This is a genomic window from Lysobacter defluvii IMMIB APB-9 = DSM 18482, from assembly GCF_000423325.1.
GTDB classification, from domain to species: Bacteria; Pseudomonadota; Gammaproteobacteria; order Xanthomonadales; family Xanthomonadaceae; genus Novilysobacter; species Novilysobacter defluvii.
In genome coordinates, this window is the sequence record NZ_AUHT01000005.1 from 82,559 (window position 1) to 101,132 (window position 18,574).

An 18,574-nucleotide genomic window follows, 5' to 3' on the forward strand; every position below is an offset into this window, starting at 1 on the left:
AGCCGGTGTGATCTTCCCGCGACCTCAGAGCCGCCCGTCCGCAAAGCCATCGGGCAGCGCGGACTTCACGTCGTAGACCACGCACTCGGCTTTCCCGAACCCCCGGAGCGCCGCCGGCCCCTGCTCCAGCAGGCGGGCATGCGGGACAGCAAGGACCACCGCGTCGTAGGTGTCCGATGCGGGCTGGCCGACCAGGTCGATCCCGAACTCGCGCCGCGCTTCCGCTGCGTCCGCCCAAGGGTCGTGCACGTCCACCCGCGCATTCGACGCTTGCAGCTCGCGCACGATATCGATCACGCGGGTGTTCCGCAGATCCGGGCAGTCAGGCTTGAAGGTCAGCCCCAGCACCAGGATCCGCGAGTCGACGACGTTGATCCGCTTGCCGGCCATCAGCCGCAGCACCTGGTGCGCCACGTGCAGGCCCATGCGGCTGTTGATGCGCCGCGCGGTCAGGATCAGCTCCGGGTGGTAACCGAGCACCGTCGCCTTGTGGGTCAGGTAATACGGGTCCACGCCGATGCAGTGCCCGCCCACCAGTCCGGGCGTGAACGGCAGGAAATTCCACTTCGTGCGTGCCGCGGCGAGCACGTCCGTGGTGTCGATGCCCATGGTCTGGAAGATCATGGCCAACTCGTTGACCAGCGCGATGTTGACGTCGCGCTGGGTGTTCTCGATGACCTTGGCCGCCTCGGCGACCTTGATGCTGGGCGCGAGGTGGGTGCCGGCGGTGATGATCGTGCGGTACAGCGCGTCCACGAACTCCGCGGCCGCGGGCGTGGAGCCGGAGGTCACCTTGGTGATCGTCTCCAGGCGGCGCTCGCGGTCGCCCGGGTTGATCCGCTCGGGGCTGTAGCCGCAGAAGAAATCCCGGTTGTAGACGAGCCCGGAAGCCTGCTCCAGCAGCGGGACGCAGGCCTCCTCCGTGGTCCCCGGGTACACGGTAGATTCGTAGACCACCACGTCGCCCGGCTTCAGGTGCGCGCCGATGGTGCGGCTGGCCGCCTCGAGCGGCCGGAGATCCGGTCGCGTGGCGTCGTCGACCGGCGTCGGCACGGTGACGATGAAGACATTGCACCCCGCAAGGTCCGCGGGATCGGCGCTCAGCCGCAGGCGGGTGGCACCGGCCAGCGCGTCCGGGGTTGCTTCGCCGGTGCGGTCGCGGCCGGCACGCAGCTCATCGACCCGCGACGCATCGATGTCGAAGCCGAGGGTGTCGAAGTGCCGGCCGAACGCGGTGGCGAGCGGCAGGCCGACGTAGCCAAGGCCGACGACGGCAATGCGTACTGACTCGATCGGGCGCATCCGGGTTCCCGCTCTGGTAGGGAGGCACGACTCTAAACGGCGCCGGCCGCCCCGGACAGCCCGGCACCGCCGCCCCGTAAACGACAAGGCCCGCCATCAAGGCGGGCCCGTCGGAACCTGGTGCCGCAAAGAGGAGTCGAACCTCCGACCTACTGATTACGAATCAGTTGCTCTACCAACTGAGCTATTGCGGCAAAGAAGCGGGATTCTAGGTTTCCCGGACACTCGTGGTCAATCGACCAGCTGCACGCGAAGCTCCCGCGGCAGTGCGAACACCATGTTCTCCGGCTCACCCTGCAGCTCGGTCAGGCCACCCGCCCCCAGCTCTCGCAGCCGGTCGATCACCCCGCGCACCAGGATGTCCGGCGCCGAGGCGCCCGCGGTCACGCCGATGCGCTTGCGCCCGGCGACCCACGCCGGGTCGATCTCGTCGGCGCCGTCGATCAGGTAGGACTCCACGCCCTCGCGCTCGGCGAGCTCGCGCAGGCGGTTGGAGTTGGAACTGTTGACAGAGCCGACCACCAGGATCAGGTCGCAGCGGGTCGCCAGCTCGCGCACCGCGTCCTGGCGGTTCTGGGTGGCGTAGCAGATGTCGTCCTTGCGCGGCCCCTGAATGGCCGGGAAGCGCTGGCGCAGGGCGTCGATGATCTCGAGCGTGTCGTCGACCGACAGCGTGGTCTGCGTCGTGTAGGCGATGTTGCCCGGCTGCGAGGGGGCCAGCGTGGCGACGTCATCCAGGTCCTCGACCAGGTAGATGTTGCCGCTGCCCTCGTTGCGCTGCCACTGGCCCATGGTGCCCTCGACCTCCGGATGGCCGGCGTGCCCGATCAGCACCATGTCGTGCCCGGCCCGGCAATGGCGGGCAACCTCCATGTGGACCTTGGTCACCAGCGGGCAGGTGGCGTCGAAGACCTTCAGCCCGCGCCGCTCGGCCTCGGCGCGTACCGCCTTGGACACCCCGTGGGCGCTGAAGATGACCGTGTTGCCGTCGGGCACCTCGTCGAGCTCCTCGACGAAGATCGCCCCGCGCGCCTTCAGGTCATCGACCACGAACTTGTTGTGCACCACCTCGTGGCGCACGTAGATCGGCGCCCCGAGCGTCTCGAGCGCCCGGTTGACGATCTCGATGGCCCGATCGACGCCGGCGCAGAACCCCCGGGGGTTGGCAAGCACTAGATCCATGCCGGCCATTGTACGCCGGGGCGCGGATACATCACCCGGGGCCGTTCACTCCCGGGCCGGCGTGGCGTCCTTCGTGAAGAACCCGAACACCGCGATCCCGATCGCCCCGCCGACGATCGCCGCATCGGCGATGTTGAACGCCGGCCAGTAGTAATCGCCCACGTACCACTGGATGAAGTCGACGACGTGCCCGTGGATGAAGCGGTCGATGACGTTCCCGATCGCCCCGCCGATCACCAGCGCGAACGGCATCGCGGTCTTCCAGTCCCCGCGCGGCGTACGCGTGAGCCAGAACGCCAGCAGTCCGCTGATCAAGATCGCCAGGGTGATGAAGAAGTACTTCTGCCAGCCCCCCGCATCGCTGAGGAAGCTGAAGGCCGCCCCGGTGTTGTAGGTCCGGTACCAGTTCCAGAACCCCTCGATCACCGGGATCGGGGTGTATTCGGGGAGGGAGGTCAGCACCCAGATCTTCGTCAGCTGGTCCAGGACGAGGACCAGGGCGGAGAGGAGGAGCCAGGGGGCAGCGTTGGGCTTCTTTGCGGTCATGGGTGTCCATACTCTTCCCTTCTCCCGCCTGCGGGAGAAGGTGCCCGAAGGGCGGATGAGGGGCGGGGGCCCACCCCCCCCCCCCCCCCGCGGGCGGGGGGGGGGGGGGGGGGGCCCTCACCCCGGCCCTCTCCCGCCAGCGGGAGAGGGGGTTGAAGCGGGGCGCTAGAACCAGCGGCGGTCTTCGCCGGGGCCTTCGACGTTGGTCACGCAGCGGCCGCACAGCGTGGGATGCGCCGCGTCGGCACCGACGTCGGCCTGGTGGTGCCAGCAGCGGCCGCACTTCGGTTTTTCCGTCGGCGCCGCGGCCACGGCAATCTCGCCGCCGTCATCGTTGACCGTCACCTGCACGTCGCCGCTGATGAACAGGAACCGCAGCTCCTCGGCCAGCGGGGCGAGCCAGTTCTGGTCGGCGACGCTTCCGGCCAGGGTGATCTCGGCCTCCAGCGCCGCGCCGATGTCGCCGGCGGCGCGCATCGGCTCCAACACCGCGGCGACCTTCTCGCGCAGGTCCAGCAGGCGCTCGAAGTCGGCGTCGCCCAGCACGGCGCCCTGCGGCATCGGGGCCAGCCCGTCATACCAGGTGGCGAACAGGACGTTGTCGGCGCGCGGCCCCTCGGGGGTGGCCGGCGGCAGGTGCGACCAGACCTCCTCGGCGGTGAACGACAGCACCGGGGCGATCCAGCGCGCGAAGGCCTCGGCGATCCGGTACATCGCGCTCTGGGCGCTGCGCCGGCCGCGCGAGTCCCCGGGCATGGTGTACAGGCGGTCCTTGGTGACGTCCAGGTACAGCGAGCCCAGGTCGACGCTGCAGAAGTTGGCCAGCAGCTGGACGATGGCCGGGAAGTCATGGCGCCCGTAGGCGGCGATGATCTTCTCCTGCACGGTCCAGGCGCGGTGCACGATCCAGCGGTCCAGCGCGACCATGCCCTCGCCTTCCGCGCCGTCCAGCGGAAGCAGGTCCCGGGCCGGGTCGAAGCCGTGCAGGTTCCCCAGCAGGAAGCGCGCGGTGTTGCGGATGCGGCGGTAGGTGTCGGCGCTGCGCTTGAGGATCTCGTCGGACACGGTCATTTCGTGCCGGTAGTCGGCGGCGGCGATCCACAGCCGCAGCACATCGGCGCCGTACTGGTCGATGACCTTCTGCGGGGCAATGACGTTCCCCAGCGACTTGGACATCTTCCGGCCCTTGGCGTCGACCGTGAAGCCGTGGGTCAGCACCTGGCGGTATGGGGCGGCGCCGTCCATCGCCACGCCGGTCAGCAGCGAGGACTGGAACCAGCCGCGGTGTTGGTCGGAGCCCTCCAGGTACAGGTCGGCCGGCTTGCGCAGGCCGTCGCCCGGGCGCTGGGCGAGCACGCACTGGTGGCTGACGCCGGAATCGAACCAGACGTCGAGGATGTCGGTGACCTTCTCGTAGTCACCGGCTTCGTCGCCCAGCAGCTCGGCCGGGTCGAGGTCATGCCAGGCGTCGATGCCGCCGGCCTCCACCCGTTGCGCGACCTGCTCCATCAGCTCGACCGAGCGCGGGTGCGGCTCCTGGGTCGACTTGTGCACGAACAGCGCGATCGGCACGCCCCAGGTGCGCTGGCGGCTGATGCACCAGTCCGGACGGCCCTCGACCATGCCGGCGATGCGGGCGCGGCCCCAGTCGGGCACCCACTCGACCTTGTCGATCGCGCGCAGCGCGTCGTCGCGCAGCCCGGCCTTCTCCATCGAGACGAACCATTGCGGCGTGGCGCGGAACGCGACCGGCGTCTTGTGCCGCCAGCAGTGCGGGTAGCTGTGCTCGAGCTTGCGGAAGGCCAGCAGCGCGCCGCTGGCCCGCAGGCCGTCGACGATCGCGTCGTTGGCCTTCCAGATGTGCTGGCCGGCGAGTTCGGCGTCGCCGATGCCCGGGGTGCCGGGCAGGTATACGCCGCGGGCATCCACCGGGTTCAGCCGGGCGGCGTCGTAGCGGTCGACCAGGCCGTACTGCCGGCCCACGGCGAAGTCCTCCTGGCCGTGGCCGGGCGCGGTGTGCACGGCCCCGGTGCCGTCCTCGGCGGAGACGTGGTCGCCCAGCAGCAGCGGGATCTCGCGTTCGGCGTAGAAGGGGTGGCGGGTGACCAGGTTCTCCAGTTCCACGCCCTTGGCTCGACCATGGACGACGAGGTCGTCGACACCATAGCGCGCCAGCGCCTGCGCGGCGAGCGCCTCGGCCATCACCAGCCAGCGGCGGCCCCCGTCGGCGCGCGGGGGGCCTTCCACCAGCACGTAGTCCAGCTCCGGGCCGATGCTGATGGCCAGGCTGGCGGGCAGTGTCCAGGGCGTGGTGGTCCAGATCGGGACGGCGACCTCCACGGCATCCGGGAGGACGAGTTCGAACGCCGTCGCAAACGCTTGGCCGTCGACCGCGGCGTAGGCCACGTCCACCGCGGGCGAGACCTTGTCGGCGTACTCGATCTCCGCCTCGGCGAGCGCAGAACCGCAGTCGAAGCACCAGTGGACCGGCTTGGCGCCGCGCAGCAGGTGCCCGCGGCCGACGATCTTCGCCAGCGAGCGGATCATGTCCGCCTCGTAGCGGAAGTCCATCGACAGGTACGGGTTGCCCCAGTCGCCCAGCACGCCCAGGCGCTTGAAGTCGCGGCGCTGCAATTCGACCTGCTCGGCGGCGTACTCGCGGCACTTCTGCCGGAATTCGCGGGCGTCCAGCTTCGTCCCGACCTTGCCGAACTTCTTCTCCACCGCGATCTCGATCGGCAGGCCGTGGCAGTCCCAGCCCGGCACGTAGGGCGCGTCGAAGCCGGACAGCAGCCGCGACTTGACCACGACGTCCTTGAGCACCTTGTTGACCGCGTGGCCGATGTGGATCACGCCATTGGCGTAGGGCGGGCCGTCGTGGAGCACGAAGCTGCGCTCGCGGCCCTCCACCTGTTGGCGGATCTGCCCGTACAGATCCTCCGCCTCCCAGCGCTCCAGCGTCTTCGGCTCCCGGCGCGGCAGGTCGCCGCGCATCGGGAAGTCGGTCGCCGGCAGGTGCAGCGTGTCCTTGTAGGGGGTCTCTTTCTTGTCGCTCACGCGGAAACCTGGCTGTGCTTCAGTAGGAGGGCGCGCGCCCGGTCGGAATCGTCGTGCATCTGCTCGACCAGCGCGGGAAGGGAGTCGAATCGGACCTCGTCGCGCAGCTTGCCGACGAACTCCACCTCGATCCTGCGACCGTACAGGTCGCCGTCGAAATCGAACAGGTGGACCTCCAGCAGGGGCTCGACCCCGTCCACGGTGGGCCGGGTCCCGAGGCTTGCCACCGAAGGCCACCCGTCGCGGCCTGGAGGCGCGCCGCGCGCCCCGGTGCCGTCGAGCCCATGCACCCGCGTCGCGAAGATCCCGGCCAGCGGCGGCCGGCCGTGCAGCCGCAGGTTCGCCGTCGGGTAGCCCAGCGTCCGCCCCAGCTGCTTCCCGCGCACGACCCTGCCGCTGATGGCGAAGGGCCGGCCCAGCAGACGTGCCGCGTGGCCGAACTGCCCGTCCCGGAGCAGCTCGCGGATGCGGGTGGCGGAGATGCGCTCGCCATCCAGCGTGACGGTGTCGATCTCCCCGGCGGCGAAGCCCTGCCCCGCCGGCTCCAGCTCGCGCCCCATGCGCTGCAGGAGCTCGAGGTTGCCGCCCCGCCCCTTGCCGAAGCCGAAGCCCGGACCGGTCCAGACCTCGCGGGCACGCAGGTGGTCGACCAGGACCCGCTGCACGAACTCCTCAGCCGTCAGGGAGGCCATCGCCTTGCGGAAGCGCAGCAGTCCGACGTGGTCCGCGCCGAGTTCGCACAGCCCGAGCACCTTCGCCCGTGGGGAGAGCAGCCGCGGCGGCGGGTCGCCCCGGGCGAACAGCTCGCGCGGGAGGGGTTCGAAGCCCAGGGCGACGGACGGGAGGCCCAGCGCACGGGCACGCGCGACCGCGTGGCGCACGAGCGTCTGATGCCCCAGGTGCAGGCCATCGAAGGCGCCGATGCAGACCACGCTGCCGTCCGGGCACCGCGGCCCGCCCTCGACGTCACGGAACAGCCTGTTCATCGGGCCGGATTATAGGCCGTCCTCCGCCCCCGTACGCCGTCATTCCCGCCACCTCGTCATCCCCGCGCACGCGGGGATCCACGGACGCAGGCTCAAGCCCGCAGGTGCCGCGGCCGCAACCCCATCGCGACCAGCGCCAGCCCGTAGGCCGCCGCGCCGGCGCCAATCACCGCCAGCAGCCAGATCCACCGCCACATGCCGGGAAGCGCACTCCACTCCCCCACCCATTCGCGCCCCGGCACCACCACCGCGGCCATGATCGCCAGCGCCACCATGATCCGCAGCAACCAGCGGCCCCAGCCGGCCGCTGGCCGGAACACGCCCTCGCGCTGCAGGTAACGCCACAGCAGGGCGGCATTGAGCATGCCGGCCAGGGCCGTCGCCAGGGCGATGCCGGTGTGGGCGTAGGGATTGCCGGCCAGGTACAGAGGGGTCACCAGGCCGATGGTGAGGACCACGTTGGCGGCGACCGTCCAGATCGCCGCGCGCATCGGCGTCTTCGTGTCCTGGCGGGAGTAGAAGGCCGGCAGCAGGACCTTGGTCAGCATGAAGGCGGGGATCCCCGTCGCCATCGCCAGCAGGGCCCATCCGACCATGTGGGTGTCGTGGTCGGTGAACTCGCCGTAGTTGAACAGTGCGGCGGTCAGCGGCTCGGCGAGAAGGACCAGGCCCAGCGCGGCCGGCAGGCCGATCAGCATGACCATGCGCAGGCCCCAGTCGAGCGAGCGCGAGTAGCCGCCGGCGTCCTCGTCGGCGTGGTGGCGCGACAGCTGCGGGAGGATGACGGTCCCGATGGCGACGCCGAACAGGCCCAGCGGCAACTCGATCAGCCGGTCGGAGTAGTATAGCCAGGCCTGCGCGGCCGGCACCAGCGCGGAGGCGACGACGGTGCCGACCAGCACGTTCACCTGGGCCACCGAGGAGGAAAAGACCGTCGGCAGCATCAGGTTGAAGACGCGCTTCACGCCCGGGTGGCGGAAGTTGAAGCGGAAGCGCGGGCGGATGCCGAGCCGCCCCATCGCCGGCCACAGGACCAGCACCTGCAGGATGCCGGCGGCCAGCACGCCCCAGGCCAGCGAGTACTCCGGGATCGGCAGGTTCGAGGCCAGCAGCAGCATCGCCGCCATCATCGCCAGGTTGTGCAGCACCGGGGTCAGCGCCGGCAGACCGAACTGGCGGAAGCTGTTGAGCACCGCCCCGGCCAGCGCCGTCATCGAGATGAAGGTCAGGTACGGGAAGGTGATGCGCAGCATCTCCGCGGCCATCGGCACGCGCTCGGCGTCGGGGGGCGCCATCGCCAGGAACAGCCGGGCGATCCAGGGCGCGGCCAGCACGCCCAGGGCGCTGACCACCACCACCGCCGCCAGCAGTGCGCCGGCGACGTGGTTGATGAAGTCCTGCATCGCGTCCTTGTCGCCCTTCTGCCGCAGCTCCGACAGCACCGGCACGAAGGCGGAGGCAAACGAACCCTCGGCGAAGATGCGCCGCAGGTAGTTGGGGATGCGGTAGGCCACGACGAAGGCGCTGACCGCCGGGCCGGCGCCGAACAGCGTGGCCTGGAGCCAGTCGCGCAGGTAGCCGGCGATGCGCGACAGGAAGGTCATCACGCTGAAGACCAGCGTCGAGCGGAGCATGCCGCCGCCCTTCCCCGCCCGCTTGCCGGGGCCGTCGGCGGGCACCTCGCCGGGGGGCGTGCTCACGATGCGGGCACCGTGACGGGCCTGTTGACCGAAGCCATTGATTCCCCCATAATTTCCTGTCTTTCCGGCCGGGCGCGGCTGTTTGCCGATCCGCCAGCTTAAATTTCCAGCCCGAACTACACAATCTTCCAGGAATCACCGTGGCCAACATCAAGTCCGCCCAGAAGCGCGCAAAGCAGACTGTCGTGCGCAATGCCCGCAACGCCAGCCAGCGCTCGCTGCTCCGCACCTCCGTCAAGAAGGTCCTGAAGGCGCTTGACCAGAACGACGTGGTCGCCGCCGAGGAAGCCTACAAGGTCGCCCAGCCGATCCTCGACCGCTTCAGCTCGCGCGGCCTGATCCACAAGAACAAGGCCGCCCGCCACAAGGCCCGCCTGAACGCCCGCATCAAGGCTGCCAAGGCCGCTGCCTGAGGCGCCATCGCGGTGCGATGAAAAAACCCGGCTCCGGCCGGGTTTTTTTGTTTGCCCTTCTCCCGCTTGCGGTTCCCTTCTCCCGCTTGCGGGAGAAGGTGCCCGGAGGGCGGATGAGGGCAGCTTTTGCTGTTGCTTCTGGTTTGCTGGAACAAAAGCAAAAGCAAAAGCCCCTCACCCCAACCCTCTCCCGCAAGCGGGAGAGGGGGTGGGCGCGGGTTGCGAGCGGGAGAGGGGGCTTATTCCGCGGCGTCCTGCTTCTGCCGGTCAAAGAACGCCATCACCTCCAGCATGATCGGCCAGGTGCCCTCGCGGCCAATGGCGGAGGTGGTGAACCAGCGGTCCTTCCAGCCGAGTTCGTCGATGATCGCGCGGGCGGCGGCGTCGCGCTCCTCTTCAGGCAGAAGGTCGGCCTTGTTGAGCACCAGCCAGCGGGGGCGCTCGAGCAGTTCGGGGTCGTGGCGCTCGAGCTCCTTCTCGATCGCGCGGACCTGCTCGGCCGGACCGGGGGTCTCGACGCCTTCCATCTCCATCGGGGCCATGTCGACCACGTGCAGCAGCAGGCTGGTGCGCTGGAGATGGCGCAGGAACTGGGCGCCGAGGCCGGCGCCATCGGCGGCGCCCTCGATCAGGCCGGGAATGTCGGCGATCACAAAGCTGCGGTGCGGCTCGACGCTGACCACGCCCAGGTTCGGGTAGAGGGTGGTGAACGGGTAGTCGGCCACCTTGGGCGTGGCGGCGGACACGGCGCGGATCAGGGTGCTCTTGCCCGCATTGGGGAAGCCGAGCAGGCCCACGTCGGCTAGCAGCTTGAGTTCGAGCCGCAGGGTGCGCTGCTCGCCGGGCAGCCCGGGCAGCGCCTTGCGCGGGGCCTGGTTGACCGAGCTCTTGAAGTGCATGTTGCCCAGGCCGCCCTTGCCGCCGTGGGCCACCAGCAGGCGCTGGCCGTGCTCGACCAGGTCGCCGATGACCTCCTCGGTCTCGACGTTGGTCACCACGGTCCCGACCGGGACGGTGACCACGATGTCCTCGCCGCCCTTGCCGTACATCTGCCGGCCGCGGCCATCCTCGCCTCGCTGGGCCTTGAAGATGCGCTGGTGGCGGAAGTCGACCAGGGTGTTCAGGCTCTCGTCGGCGACCAGCCAGACGTTGCCGCCCGCGCCGCCGTCGCCGCCGTCCGGGCCGCCCTTGGGGATGAACTTCTCGCGGCGGAACCCGACGCACCCGTTGCCGCCGTTGCCGGCGATGACCTGGATCTCTGCTTCGTCTACGAGTTTCATGGCTGGGATGGTAGCGGGCGGGATGAATCGCCGGGGTATTCGGAACGGAGGTGGTGGGCGTGTCGTCGTTTGCCATCCGGCGCAATACGGCGTTCCGCCTATTGCGCCCTACGCATCCGGGTAGGGCGCAATAGACGCCATCGGCGTCGTATTGCGCCGAATGGCAAACAACGGCACACCCGGAAACAAGAAGCCCCGCCAGCGGCGGGGCTTCGAGCATCGACCGGGGACGCGCGCCTTATTCGGCGACGACGTTCACCGTGCGGCGCTTCTTCGGGCCCTTGGTGGTGAACTCCACCTTGCCATCGACCAGCGCGAACAGCGTGTGGTCGCGGCCCAGGCCGACGCCGTCACCCGGGTGGAACTGGGTGCCACGCTGGCGGACGATGATGTTGCCGGCCTCGATGGCCTGGCCGCCGTAGATCTTCACGCCGAGGTACTTCGGGTTGGAGTCGCGGCCGTTGCGGGTCGAACCGCCTGCTTTCTTGTGTGCCATGCCTGCTTCTCCTTACTTCTGGTCGCCGGCCTTGATGCCGGTGATCTCGATTTCGGTGTAGTGCTGACGGTGCCCCTGCCGCTTCATGTGGTGCTTGCGGCGGCGGAACTTGATGATGCGGACCTTGTCGGCGCGGCCGTGGCCGACGACCTTCGCGACGACGCTGGCGCCGTTGATCTCGTCGCCCAGCTTGACGCCATCGCTGTCGCCCAGCATCAGGACATTGTCGAGGGTGACCTCGCTCCCGGCCTCGGCTTCCAGCTTCTCCACGCGCAGGGTCTCGCCCTGCATCACGCGGTACTGCTTGCCGCCGGTGACTACCACTGCGTACATGACCGTTCCTCTGTAGTTATTGGTCTATGGACTCGCTGCCCGCGGCGCGGACAGAAGCGGGATTGTACTTCGGGGGGCGGGAGCGTCGCAACCTGGGTTCTTGGCCCCCTCTCCCGCTTGCGGGAGAGAGCTGGGGTGAGGGCTTCCCGCAGCCACCACATCGCGTGCACGCAACAGTGAACAGCGGCCCTCATCCGCCCCTTCGGGGCACCTTCTCCCGCAAGCGGGAGAAGGGACGGGGGTGTACGCTTTGGGGTTTGCCGTTGGGCGGGAATTCTACAGATGGCGATGGACTGGATCCGCATCCGTGGGGCGCGGACGCACAACCTGAAGAACATCGACCTCGACCTGCCGCGCGAGAAGCTGATCGTGGTCACCGGGCTGTCCGGTTCGGGCAAGTCCTCGCTGGCGTTCGACACCATCTATGCCGAGGGCCAGCGCCGCTACGTGGAGTCGCTGTCGGCCTACGCGCGGCAGTTCCTGAGCGTGATGGACAAGCCGGACGTGGACCACATCGAAGGGCTGTCGCCGGCGATCGCGATCGAGCAGAAGTCGACCTCGCACAACCCCCGCTCCACCGTCGGCACCATCACCGAGATCTACGACTACCTGCGCCTGCTGTACGCGCGCGTGGGCATCCCGCGCTGCCCGCAGCACGGCTACCCGCTGGAGGCGCAGACCGTCAGCCAGATGGTCGACCAGGTCATCGGCCTTGGCGAGGAAGGGCGCTGGATGCTGCTGGCGCCGGTCATCCGCGACCGCAAGGGCGAGCACGCGCAGGTCTTCGAATCACTGCGGGCCCAGGGTTTCGTGCGGGTGCGTGTGGATGGCGAGCTGTACGAGATCGACGACGTGCCGCCGCTGGCGCTGCGCATCAAGCACACGATCGAGGCGGTGATCGACCGCTTCCGCCCGCGCCCGGACATGCAGCAGCGGCTGGCGGAATCCTTCGAGACCGCGCTGCGGCTGGGCGACGGGATGGCCCAGGTGGTGTCGATGGACAACCCGGACGCCGCCCCGCTGCTGTTCTCGGCCCGTTACAGCTGCCCGGTCTGCGACTACTCGCTGCCGGACCTGGAGCCGCGGCTGTTCTCGTTCAACGCGCCCTCCGGCGCCTGCCCGGCCTGCGACGGCCTGGGGATGGCGGAGTTCTTCGATCCGTCGCGCGTGGTCGTGCACCCGGAACTGGCGCTCTCCGCCGGTGCGGTGCGGGGTTGGGACCGGCGCAACACCTACTACTTCCAGCTGATCCACTCGCTGGCCGCGCACTACGGCTTCGACGTCGACACGCCCTGGAACCAGCTGGACGAAAAGGCCCGCGAGGCCGTGCTGTATGGCAGCGGCGACACCAAGATCGCCTTCACCTACATCACCGAGGGCGGTACGCGGCACCAGCGCAGGCACCGGTTCGAGGGCGTGCTGCCGAACCTGGAGCGCCGCTACCGCGAAACCGAGTCGCCGGCGGTGCGCGAGGAGCTGCGCAAGTACATCAGCGAGCGCCCCTGCGTGGAGTGCGGCGGCACCCGCCTGAACGCGGCCGCACGCAATGTGTTCGTCGCCGACCGCGCCCTGCCCGAGGTGGTTGTGCTGCCCGTCGGCGAGGCGCTGGCGCTGTTCCGCGACATGGAGCTGCCGGGCTGGCGTGGCGAGGTGGCCGCGCGGATCCTCAAGGAGATCACCGAGCGCCTGCGCTTCCTGGTGGACGTCGGGCTGGACTACCTCAACCTGGAGCGCCGCGCCGAGTCCCTGTCGGGGGGCGAAGCCCAGCGCATCCGCCTGGCAAGCCAGATCGGCGCCGGCCTGGTGGGCGTGATGTACGTGCTCGACGAGCCGTCCATCGGGCTGCACCAGCGCGACAACGAGCGCCTGCTGGGTACGCTGGAGCGGCTGCGCGACCTGGGCAACACGGTGATCGTGGTCGAGCACGACGAGGACGCGATCCGGCTGGCCGACCACATCGTGGACATCGGCCCCATGGCCGGCGTGCACGGCGGCGAGGTGGTCGCCCAGGGCAGCTTGCAGGAGGTGCTGGACGCACCGCGTTCGCTCACCGGCGACTACCTGGCCGGGCGCCGCTCGATCGCGGTCCCGGAGACCCGGCGCGCACCCAACCCGGACATGACCCTGCGCCTTCGCGGCGCCAGCGGCCACAACCTCAAGGACGTCGACCTGGAGATTGCCGCCGGGCTGTTCACCTGCATCACCGGTGTGTCGGGTTCGGGCAAGTCGACGCTCATCAACGACACCCTCTACCCCATCGCCGCGAACGAGCTCAACGGCGCCTCGCGCCAGGTCGCGCCGTACCGGGACATCGAGAACATCGACCTGTTCGACAAGGTCGTCGACATCGACCAGTCGCCGATCGGCCGCACCCCGCGCTCCAACCCCGCGACCTACACCGGCCTATTCACTCCCCTGCGCGAGCTGTTCGCCCAGGTGCCCGAGGCCCGTGCCCGCGGCTACGGCCCGGGGCGCTTCAGCTTCAACGTGCGCGGCGGCCGCTGCGAGGCCTGCCAGGGCGACGGGCTGATCAAGGTCGAGATGCACTTCCTGCCGGACGTGTACGTGCCCTGCGACGTGTGCGGCGGCAAGCGCTACAACCGCGAGACGCTGGAGATCACCTACAAGGGCTACAACATCAGCGACGTGCTCGACATGACCATCGAGCAGGGGCTGGAGCTGTTCGAGAACATTCCCTCGATCTCGCGCAAGCTCGAGACGCTGATGGACGTGGGCCTGAGCTACGTGAAACTGGGGCAGAGCGCGACCACCCTGTCCGGCGGCGAGGCCCAGCGCGTGAAGCTGGCGAAGGAGCTGAGCCGGCGCGACACCGGGCGCACGCTCTACATCCTCGACGAGCCGACCACCGGGCTGCACTTCCACGACATCGAGAACCTGCTGGTGGTGCTCCATCGCCTGCGCGACGACGGCAACACCGTGGTGGTCATCGAGCACAACCTGGACGTCATCAAGACCGCCGACTGGATCGTCGACCTGGGTCCCGAGGGCGGGCACCGCGGGGGTACCATCATCGCCACGGGCACGCCGGAACACGTCGCATCGCTGGAGCACTCCTGGACCGGGCGCTTCCTGCGCCCGCTCCTCGGGCGCGACGATGCATCGACGGCACCCGCACCGACCCCGGCCCGCAAGACCAGCCGCAAGAGCCGCGCCAAATGACCCAGAACGACAAGCCCGACCGGGACGCCCCTGGCGCCGACGCCAGCGGCGACGCGAACAGCGCCGCGAAGGACGCGGCCGGGACCGCGAAGAAGGCCGCTGGAACGGCAAGGCGGAAGCCGCGCAAGGCCGCGAAGAAGGCTGCGCCGGAGAAGGCCGGCGCGCCGCAAGCCGCGACGCCGACGCCGACGCCGACATCGGCGCCCGCGCCCGCACCTGCCCCCACCGCAGGGACCCCGGCCCCGGCCCCGGCCCGAGCGCCTGCGCCTGCGCCTGCGCCTGCGCCTTCCGAAGCGGACGCAAGCGCCGCAAAGGCGCGGAAGGAAGCACCGGTGGCAAGCGACACCACGGCAAAGGACGTCCCACCGGCGGCGAAGAAGCCGCAGGCTGCCCGCAAGCAGGCACGGAAGAAGCCGTCCGGGAAGCAGCAGGACAAGGCGGCCGCACAGGCTCCGGCGTCCAGCCCAGCCGCAGCTCCGGCTCCGGCTCCGGCCCCGGCTTCCTCACCCCCGGCGGCTGCCCCTGCACCGTCACCGGCACCCTCGCCCGCCCCGGCGCCGGCCGGTGGGAAGGCGGAGCCACGCCCGCGCCGCCTCATCCGCGTCCCGATGCCGGTCCGCTGGCGCGATTTGGACGCCTTCAACCACGTCAACAACTCCAAATACCTCAGCTACCTGGAGGAGGCGCGGCTGCACTGGATGCTGACGGTGCCCGGCATGGGCATGGACGACCACGTCGCCCCGGTGGTGGCCGCCGCCCAGCTCAACTACCGCCGCCCGATCACCTGGCCATCGGAGGTGGTGATCGAGCTCTTCGTCGAGCGGCTGGGCAACACCAGCCTGACCGTCGGCCACCGCATCGTGGACGCGAAGGACCCGCAGGCGCTGTACTGCGACGGCCACGTCATCATGGTCTGGATCGATCGCGAATCAGGGGCGGCCGCGCCGTTGCCCCGTCCCGTCCGGGATGCCTGTAGGGCGCAATAGCCGAAGGCGTATTGCGCCGGATGGCAAACCCCGGCACAACCCCGACGTGCGGCGCAATACGGCGTACCGCCTATTGCGCCCTACCCGGTACCGGTATCAACGAACCTCGAGGGTTGCCGGGACCGTCCCGCCGTCCGCCAGGGTAAAGACCACCTTTACCTCGTCGCCGCTTTCCAGCGCGCGTACCGGGCGCATCAGCATCAGGTGCAAGCCGCCCGGCTCCAGCGTGGCCGAGCCGGTGGCGGGGACGGCAAGCGATTCCACCTGCCGCATCCGCATCATCCCGTCCTCGTGCCGGGTTTCGTGTACCTGCACTTCCTCGAAGTCCGGGCTGCTGGCGCCGGTCACGGAGGCATCCGTCCCGCACGGGTTGACGAGGATGCCGAAGCCACCCAGCACGGGCATCTCCATGGGCGGCAGCCGGGCCCAGCCTTCGTCCAGGCGGAGGCTGCACTGGGCATCGGAAGCGAACGCGGCCTGCGGCAACAGCGACAGGACAAGCACCGCGGCGGTCAGGTGGCGTGATCGGTTCATCCGCCTATGATAACGGCACGCCATGCCGGAGCCGCCGATGACCCGCCCACTGTCGCTGTTCGTATTCGCCGCGCTGCTCGCCGGCTGCTCACAGGGGGCGAACGAGCCCGGGGAGGCGGAAGCGCCGCCCCAGGCGCCGCCGGCGCAGCCCAGCGACGCAAGCGAGGACACCACGGCAGGGGTGACCCGGTTGACGGTATACAGCGGCGACTACGAGGCACTGCGCGGCAGCGGGATGGTGGGCCTGGGCGGACCGGGCCACGCACTCGTTGAGCGCCGGCTGCACTACTCGCTCAAGGCGGGCGCGAACTCGATCTCGGCCACCGGCGTGCCGGCCTCGATGGATGTCGAGGCGGCGGTGTTGCGCGCGGTCACCGACGGGGTCCGGATCGAGTCGCAGCGCTACGTGGCGCCACTTGCGGGGAGCGGCCCGCTCACCGACCAGGTGATCGGGCGGCGGGTCGCGGTCGAGCACACCTCCGGCGGCGCCAAGCAGACCGACAGCGGCACCCTGCTCTCGGCCACCGACGGACTGGCACTGGCCTTGGCCGATGGCCGGGTCAAGGTCATCCGCGAGTACGACAGCTTCAGCGTGGTCGACGGGGCGCGGCTGCTGCCGCAACAGGCGGAGCTGCGCTGGACGGTCGAGGCGCAGCGCGGGGGCGATGCCGATTTCGTGCTCAGCTACCCGATGGGCGGGCTTGCCTGGCGCGCCGAATACACCGCGCGGCTGCAGCCCGGCGAGCAGGCCTGCCAGCTGGCGCTGGATGGCGCGGCGATGCTGGCCAACCGCTCCGGAGTGGGCTTCGCCGACGCCCAGCTGACGCTGGTGGCCGGCACGCCTGCCCGCGCCGGGAGCGGCGCCCCGCAGTTCGCCCGGTCGATGGACGCGCGCGCCGCGGCGGCGCCGATGAAGGCCGAAGCCGCGATGCCGGCCGAGCGCCGCTCCGGCGAGCACCACGCCTACGTGCTGCCGGAACCGATCCGGGTCGCCAGCGGCACCATCGAGCGGATCCCGCTGTTTCCGTCGCAGTCCGCCGTCGCCTGCGAGCGTGACTACGTGGTCGACTCGGGCGCGAACGACTGGCAGCCGCCCCGCCCCATCATCGAACCCGGCTTCAACGGCCGCACCGGACAGCTGCCGGTCACCGCCGTGGTCACCTTCCAGAACACCGCGGAAGCCGGACTCGGACGCGCCCTGCCCGAAGGCCGGGTGCGCGTGCTCGAGGGCAACGACCTGGTCGGCGAGTCGATGCTCGCCCACACCGCCGAGGGCGGCGAACTGCGGCTGCAGCTGGCGCGCGCCTTCGACCTCCGGGCCGAGCGCGAGGCGACCGGGTTCCGCGTCGACCGGTCCGGCCGGACCATCACCGAATCGTTCCGGATCAAGCTCGGCAATGGCGGCGACCGCGACGCGTCGATCCGCGTGATCGAACCGCTGCCGCGCTGGAGCGACTGGCAGCTGGTCTCGTCCACCGTCGAGCCGGTGCGCAGCGCCGCCCGCGAGGTCGAGTTCGTGGTCCCGGTGGAGGCCGGGGGCGAGGCGGAACTGGAATACACCGTGCGCTACACCTGGCCCGAGGGAGTGCAGCCATGAGCCTCGTGCAGTCCATCGAACACGGGGAAATCGTAGAGCTGAAGCTGTCGCGCCCGCCCGTCAACGCGCTCAATCCGGAGCTGTGCCGCGACCTGCGGACGGCCGTCGACTCGGCAGTGTCCAACGGCGCCGGCGGCCTGGTGCTCTCGGGCGGAGAGAAGGTGTTCTCCGCCGGGCTGGACGTGCCGTACCTGCTCTCGCTGGGCGCGGACCGGCAGGCCCTCAGCGAGGCGTGGCTGGCCTTCGTCGGCGCGGCCCGGGCACTCGCCGGCTGCGCGGTCCCGGTGGCGGCGGCGCTGGGGGGCCACTCGCCAGCCGGCGGCTGCGTCATGGCGCTGTGCTGCGACTACCGGGTAATGGCCGAGGGCGAGTTCCGCATCGGCCTCAACGAAACCCAGGTCGGCCTGGTCGCCCCCGAAGGCATCCAGCGGCTGATGCGCCGCGTGGTCGGGCCGCAGCGGGCCGAGCGCCTGCTGGTCGCCGGCGAGATGGTGGCTCCGGCCGAGGCATTGCGCATCGGACTGGTCGACGAACTGGCGCCGGCGGCGGACGTGACCGCTCGGGCGCTGGCCCGGATCCAGGCGCTGCTGGCCCTGCCACGCGAACCGATGCTGCAGACGCGCCGGCTCGCGCGCGCCGACGTAGAGGCGGCGCTCGCACCCGAGCACATCGAACTCGAGCGGTTCATCGAGTCCTGGTACCTGCCCGGCACCCAGGCCGGGCTGAAGGCGCTGGTCGCCAGGCTGGGCAAGTAGCGGTGGCGGGTGCGCTCCTTACGCCCTGCATCGGCGTGTGCACGATGAACCCCCGGGGGCTGTGCGACGGCTGCCACCGCACGCTGGACGAGATCGCCACGTGGTCGCAGATGGACGACGCGCGACGCCAGCACCTGATGGACGAGGTGCTGCCCACACGCGAAGCAGACGCCCCGTAGGGCGCAATAGCCGCCATCGGCGGCGTATTGCGCCGAAGCGCAACAGGT

General features: G+C 70.1%; 16 protein-coding genes and 1 tRNA gene. 6 read left to right on the forward strand and 11 right to left on the reverse strand.

Annotated elements, in window-relative coordinates:
• Positions 1-24 precede the first annotated feature (24 nt).
• The 7 genes from G545_RS0102670 to murJ all read right to left on the reverse strand — a co-directional run bounded on the left by G545_RS0102670 (position 25) and on the right by murJ (position 8,773).
• A complete protein-coding gene (locus tag G545_RS0102670; RefSeq protein WP_027069038.1) occupies positions 25-1,302 on the reverse strand; it encodes a nucleotide sugar dehydrogenase in 1,278 nt (425 codons plus the stop codon).
• A gap of 118 nt (positions 1,303-1,420) precedes the next feature.
• Positions 1,421-1,496 (reverse strand) — tRNA-Thr (locus tag G545_RS0102675).
• Between the two features lie 37 nt (positions 1,497-1,533).
• Positions 1,534-2,484, reverse strand: a complete 951-nt coding sequence (ispH, locus tag G545_RS0102680) for a 4-hydroxy-3-methylbut-2-enyl diphosphate reductase (RefSeq protein ID WP_027069039.1) — start codon at positions 2,482-2,484, stop codon at positions 1,534-1,536.
• A gap of 45 nt (positions 2,485-2,529) precedes the next feature.
• A complete protein-coding gene (lspA, locus tag G545_RS0102685) occupies positions 2,530-3,030 on the reverse strand; it encodes a signal peptidase II (protein ID WP_027069040.1) in 501 nt (166 codons plus the stop codon).
• A gap of 165 nt (positions 3,031-3,195) precedes the next feature.
• Positions 3,196-6,024, reverse strand: coding sequence for an isoleucine--tRNA ligase (gene ileS / locus G545_RS0102690; RefSeq protein ID WP_052106841.1), 2,829 nt, complete (start codon positions 6,022-6,024; stop codon positions 3,196-3,198).
• A gap of 59 nt (positions 6,025-6,083) precedes the next feature.
• Entirely contained in the window at positions 6,084-7,073 is a 990-nt protein-coding gene (locus G545_RS0102695) for a bifunctional riboflavin kinase/FAD synthetase (RefSeq protein ID WP_027069042.1), read from the reverse strand.
• 92 nt (positions 7,074-7,165) lie between these two features.
• A complete protein-coding gene (murJ, locus tag G545_RS0102700) occupies positions 7,166-8,773 on the reverse strand; it encodes a murein biosynthesis integral membrane protein MurJ (RefSeq protein WP_231553211.1) in 1,608 nt (535 codons plus the stop codon).
• A gap of 140 nt (positions 8,774-8,913) precedes the next feature.
• On the opposite strand from murJ, the gene rpsT reads away from it, so the two are divergent.
• On the forward strand, positions 8,914-9,186 hold the full coding sequence (rpsT, locus tag G545_RS0102705) for a 30S ribosomal protein S20 (RefSeq protein ID WP_027069044.1): 273 nt from the start codon (positions 8,914-8,916) through the stop codon (positions 9,184-9,186).
• 239 nt (positions 9,187-9,425) lie between these two features.
• Here the strand turns inward: rpsT and cgtA are convergent, their stop codons facing one another.
• The 3 genes from cgtA to rplU form a co-directional block, all read right to left on the reverse strand.
• The gene (gene cgtA / locus G545_RS0102710; RefSeq protein ID WP_027069045.1) at positions 9,426-10,466 is read right to left on the reverse strand and encodes an Obg family GTPase CgtA; all 1,041 of its coding nucleotides are present in this window, start codon (positions 10,464-10,466) and stop codon (positions 9,426-9,428) included.
• Between the two features lie 238 nt (positions 10,467-10,704).
• The gene (gene rpmA, locus G545_RS0102715) at positions 10,705-10,962 is read right to left on the reverse strand and encodes a 50S ribosomal protein L27 (RefSeq protein WP_027069046.1); all 258 of its coding nucleotides are present in this window, start codon (positions 10,960-10,962) and stop codon (positions 10,705-10,707) included.
• Positions 10,963-10,974: 12 nt separating this feature from the next.
• Positions 10,975-11,295, reverse strand: a complete 321-nt coding sequence (gene rplU, locus G545_RS0102720) for a 50S ribosomal protein L21 (RefSeq protein WP_027069047.1) — start codon at positions 11,293-11,295, stop codon at positions 10,975-10,977.
• Positions 11,296-11,577: 282 nt separating this feature from the next.
• Here rplU and uvrA point away from each other — a divergent pair, with 282 nt between their 5' ends.
• On the forward strand, positions 11,578-14,475 hold the full coding sequence (uvrA, locus tag G545_RS13295) for an excinuclease ABC subunit UvrA (RefSeq protein ID WP_081677684.1): 2,898 nt from the start codon (positions 11,578-11,580) through the stop codon (positions 14,473-14,475).
• A 608-nt stretch (positions 14,476-15,083) separates the two neighbouring features.
• Positions 15,084-15,461: an acyl-CoA thioesterase gene (locus G545_RS0102730; RefSeq protein ID WP_052106828.1), complete on the forward strand. Its 378-nt coding sequence runs from the start codon at positions 15,084-15,086 to the stop codon at positions 15,459-15,461.
• A gap of 96 nt (positions 15,462-15,557) precedes the next feature.
• Here the strand turns inward: G545_RS0102730 and G545_RS0102735 are convergent, their stop codons facing one another.
• Positions 15,558-15,995, reverse strand: a complete 438-nt coding sequence (locus G545_RS0102735) for a copper chaperone PCu(A)C (RefSeq protein ID WP_052106827.1) — start codon at positions 15,993-15,995, stop codon at positions 15,558-15,560.
• A gap of 37 nt (positions 15,996-16,032) precedes the next feature.
• Here G545_RS0102735 and G545_RS0102740 point away from each other — a divergent pair, with 37 nt between their 5' ends.
• From G545_RS0102740 to G545_RS15195, 3 genes are read left to right on the forward strand one after another with little or no spacing between them, the layout of a single operon-like run.
• The gene (locus G545_RS0102740) at positions 16,033-17,592 is read left to right on the forward strand and encodes a DUF4139 domain-containing protein (protein ID WP_161625763.1); all 1,560 of its coding nucleotides are present in this window, start codon (positions 16,033-16,035) and stop codon (positions 17,590-17,592) included.
• A complete protein-coding gene (locus tag G545_RS0102745) occupies positions 17,589-18,347 on the forward strand; it encodes an enoyl-CoA hydratase/isomerase family protein (protein ID WP_027069050.1) in 759 nt (252 codons plus the stop codon). The genes G545_RS0102740 and G545_RS0102745 overlap by 4 nt, the downstream gene beginning before the upstream one ends.
• A gap of 2 nt (positions 18,348-18,349) precedes the next feature.
• Positions 18,350-18,526, forward strand: a complete 177-nt coding sequence (locus G545_RS15195; protein ID WP_269429835.1) for a DUF1289 domain-containing protein — start codon at positions 18,350-18,352, stop codon at positions 18,524-18,526.
• Positions 18,527-18,574 lie beyond the last annotated feature (48 nt).